Source organism: Streptomyces capoamus (assembly GCF_014654935.1).
Classification (GTDB): domain Bacteria; phylum Actinomycetota; class Actinomycetes; order Streptomycetales; family Streptomycetaceae; genus Streptomyces; species Streptomyces capoamus.
On record NZ_BNBF01000018.1, the window covers coordinates 80460 to 84096 of the forward strand.

General features: G+C 73.0%; 3 protein-coding genes, 1 pseudogene and 1 riboswitch. Of the genes and pseudogenes, 2 read left to right on the forward strand and 2 right to left on the reverse strand.

Annotated features, from left to right (window positions below; genetic code table 11):
* Positions 1 to 30: 30 nt before the first annotated feature.
* Entirely contained in the window at positions 31 to 798 is a 768-nt protein-coding gene (locus IE312_RS26090) for a hypothetical protein (protein ID WP_189984836.1), read from the reverse strand.
* 177 nt (positions 799 to 975) lie between these two features.
* Between IE312_RS26090 and IE312_RS26095 the strand changes: the two genes are divergently transcribed.
* Positions 976 to 1938 carry a nucleoside hydrolase gene (locus IE312_RS26095; RefSeq protein ID WP_189984770.1) on the forward strand — a complete coding sequence of 321 codons (963 nt, stop codon included), beginning with the start codon at positions 976 to 978 and terminating at the stop codon, positions 1936 to 1938.
* Positions 1939 to 1944: 6 nt separating this feature from the next.
* Here IE312_RS26095 and nicT read toward each other — a convergent pair whose 3' ends face one another.
* Positions 1945 to 3024 (reverse strand): Nickel transporter NicT, encoded by a 1080-nt coding sequence (nicT, locus tag IE312_RS26100; protein ID WP_189984771.1) that lies wholly within the window; start codon positions 3022 to 3024, stop codon positions 1945 to 1947.
* A gap of 29 nt (positions 3025 to 3053) precedes the next feature.
* Positions 3054 to 3237: riboswitch (cobalamin riboswitch) on the reverse strand.
* 171 nt (positions 3238 to 3408) lie between these two features.
* Here nicT and IE312_RS41865 point away from each other — a divergent pair.
* Positions 3409 to 3637, forward strand: a pseudogene (locus tag IE312_RS41865) (alpha-amylase family glycosyl hydrolase); the annotation flags it as partial.

The window sequence follows — 3637 nt, forward strand, 5'->3', positions numbered from 1 at the left end:
CCGGCCCCGGCCCAGCCCCCGCTGTGACCCTCAGACCTGCGCGTGGCCCTGCTTGCGGATGTCCGCCAGGCGCAGCGCGCCGATCTGCACGGCGGTCTGCGTCGCGTCGTTCGGTACGTCCCCGAGGCCCGCGTTGGTGAGCGCGAACGCGTCCTCACCGACCCGGACGGCGGCCACGTCCATGGTGAGCAGGTACTGCTGACCGTCCGGGGTCGTCGTGGCGAGCGTGACGCGCAGGCCCTGCCGGGCGTCCCCGACCTCCGGCAGCGGGGCGTCCACGACCTGGACGTCCTCCACGAGCCCCAGTTCCGTGGTGGCCGTGAACCGCGCGCACCGCGCCGGCAGCGTCCGCAGCCAGGCCAATGCGGCGTCCACGTCGGCCGGCCGGCGGGCGGCGATCTGGTAGCGCAGCTGGGCGTCGGTGTCGGTGTCGTCCAGGCCGGTCGTGACCCGGGCCGGGGCGCCGAGGATCTCGTCGCTGTACAGCGCGTCCAGCAGCCGCTGGCACTCCCCGACCGAGGTGTGCGTCTTCAGCAGCCCGTCCCGCCAGGTGGCCGCCCCGCTCGTGGCGGTCCAGGGGGCGCCCAGGTCGTTCTCGTTGACCAGCGCGGCCTGCGCCTGCTCGTCGCTGAGCGTGGAGCCGTCGGCCCGCGGGGAGGACTTCGCCGTCCGGCTCGGCGGGTCCACCGTGGGCAGCGGGTAGGGGGCGCTCGCCGGGTGGTTCAGCGTCAGCGCCGCGCAGCCGCCGGCGGTGAGCAGGCCGGTGGCCGCCAGAGAGCGGGCGAGGCCACGGGGCATGCGGTCGTACAGCGCGCGTATCGCGGGGGACATCGGTGCCTCCTGGGCTGCGTGCGGCCTGCGGGGTGCCTGCTCTCACGGCACCACCGGCCCGGTCGGCCCACCAGCGCTCCGCGCCGTACGGGTGAGGACCCGTCCGCGCCTGATCTATCGTCGGCACGACGGAAGGAGTCCGCCGTGACCGGTCAGCCCATCCCCGTGATCATCGACTGCGACACCGGTGTCGACGACGCCCTGGCCCTGCTGTTCGCCGTCCGCCATCCGGGCCTCGACCTGCGGGCGGTGACCTGCGTGGCCGGGAACACCGACGTGGACGGCGTGGTCCGCAACACCCTCACCGTGCTGGAGCAGGCGGGTGCCCCCGACATCCCGGTGGCGCGCGGCGCCGAGCGCCCGCTGCTGGAGCCCGCCCGCTCCGCCCCCGTGCACGGCGCCGACGGCATGGGGGACCTGGGCCTGCCCGCGCCCGCCCGGACCCCGGTGGACGTCGACGCCGTCACCCTGCTGCACCGCGAGATCCTCGCCAGCCCGCGCCCGGTCACGCTCGTCCCGACCGCGCCGCTGACGAACATCGCCCTGCTGCTGCGCACCCATCCGGAGGTGACCCGGAACATCGAGCGGATCGTGTTCATGGGCGGCGCGGTGGGCATCGGGAACGCGACCCCGGTCGCGGAGTTCAACGTCTGGCACGACCCGGAGGCCGCGGCGATCCTGCTCACCGCCGGGGTGCCGGTCACCATGTACGGGCTGGACGTGTTCCGGCAGGTCGTCGTGGACGCCGCCGAGGTGCACCGGCTGCGCGCGAGCGCCGAGCCCGGCACCCGGCTGGCCGGCGAGCTGCTCGCGCACCGGCCGGCCCACCAGGGGGAGCCGCCCGAGGCCGAGGAGGCGGGCGGTCTCGGTGACGCCGGCGCGGTGTGCGCGGTCGCCGACCCGGCGGGCCTCACCACCGGCCTGCTCCCGGTCGAGGTCTCCCTCGCCCCGGGCCCCACCCGCGGCCAGACCGTCGTGGACCGCCGCCCCCGCCTCGGCGAGTCCGAGATCCACGAGGGCGGCCGGGAACGCGCGCTGGTCGACGTGGCCCTGGAGGTGGACGCGGCCCGCTACGTGAGGCTGTACCTGGAGACGGTCGCGCGCTAGGCGTGGCTATTCCGCGGCGGCGGTCGCCGTCCAGCGTTCCTCCACCCGGGCGACCTTCCAGTACGCCAGGGCCGCCGCCCACACCACCACGAACAGGGCGACGATGAGGTAGCCGACGTTGTCCAGGTCGAGGCCGGCGATCCAGCCGGTGACGCCGTCGTGCAGGCCGAACTTCTCGTGCAGGACGCCGACCAGCTCGATGGTGCCGATGAAGAAGGCCACGGCGATGGACAGACCGGTGATGGCGAGGTTGTAGAAGACCTTGCGGACCGGGTTGGAGAACGCCCACTGGTAGGCGAAGTTCATGAACGTGCCGTCGAGCGTGTCGAACAGGCTCATGCCCGCGGCGAAGAGCAGGGGCAGGCAGAGGATCGCGTACCAGGGCAGCCCGGCCGCCGCGCCCGAGCCCGCCATCACCATCAGCGTGACCTCGGTCGCCGTGTCGAAGCCGAGGCCGAAGAGGAAGCCCAGCGGGTACATCTGCCCCGGGCGGGAGACGGACCGGGTGAGCCGGCCGAGCACGCGGTTCATGAACCCCCGCGAGTCCAGGTGCTGTTCCAGCTCCCGCTCGTCGTACGCCCCGGCGCGCATCGCCCGGAACACCCGCAGGATGCCCACCAGCGCCACCAGGTTCAGCGCGGCGATGAGGTACAGGAACGTCCCCGAGACCGTCGTGCCGAGGAAGCCCAGCACCTGGTGGGTGGTGGAGCCCTCGTTCATCACCCGTCCCGCCAGCGAGGTGCCGCCCGCGATGAGCAGCGCGAGCAGCACGACGACGCTGGAGTGCCCCAGCGCGAACCAGAACCCCACCGACACCGGCCGCTTGCCGTCGGCCATCAGCTTGCGGGTGGTGTTGTCGATCGCGGCGATGTGGTCGGCGTCGAAGGCGTGCCGCATGCCGAGGGTGTAGGCCGTGATGCCGAGGCCCACCCCGAACACGTCGGTGCCCACCTTGTAGTGGTGGGGCGCGACCAGGAGGTACAGGATGCCGAAGGCGACGACGTGCAGGGCGACGATCACCGCCAGCAGTCCCGCCGTCTTGACGGTGTCCTCTCGCCGCCAGCGGAAAGACGCAGCATCGGCCATCGGGTTCACGCTCCAGCACCTCGTGGATCACTTCGTGAGCTGCCGTGGCCGGTCTCCTGGCTGACGGGTCGAACGTCCGCCGTTCCTGCCTTCCCGGTCCTGCGACCAGTGGCCCGGCGCGAGCCGGACGGAACGGGAACTCCCCGATCACAGTGGCGAGGGCCGCGTCGACCTTGCATCGACTTCCCGAACACCACGGCCCGCCCACCGTAGGCGGGTACGCGGTGTCCTGCATAGCCGCATACCGGTACAGGTAGGCAAGATCACAAATGCCGTGCGCCCGTCCCGCGCGGGGCGCGTGGCGCCGCAGGAGGGGTTCGCTTTCCGGGCAAGGTGGACAGATACAGATTCCGTACCGTCGTACCGTCCCCCATGGGAGCCCGCATGGCCGACCTCGCGCCGGACCTCTCGTCCAGGAACCCCGACTGGTGGCGGCAGGCCGTCGTCTACCAGGTGTACCCGCGCAGCTTCGCCGACGCCGACGGCGACGGCCTCGGCGACCTGCGGGGCATCACCGAGCGGCTGGGCCACCTGGCCGGGCTCGGCGTGGACGCCCTGTGGCTGAGCCCCTTCTACCCCTCCGAACTCGCCGACGGCGGCTACGACGTCATCG

Bases quoted from the DNA above. Each gene is read 5' to 3' on its own strand.
- IE312_RS26090 (WP_189984836.1), bottom strand. From the start codon at position 798: ATGCCCCGTGGCCTCGCCCGCTCTCTGGCGGCCACCGGCCTGCTCACC.
- nicT (WP_189984771.1), bottom strand. From the start codon at position 3,024: ATGGCCGATGCTGCGTCTTTCCGCTGGCGGCGAGAGGACACCGTCAAG.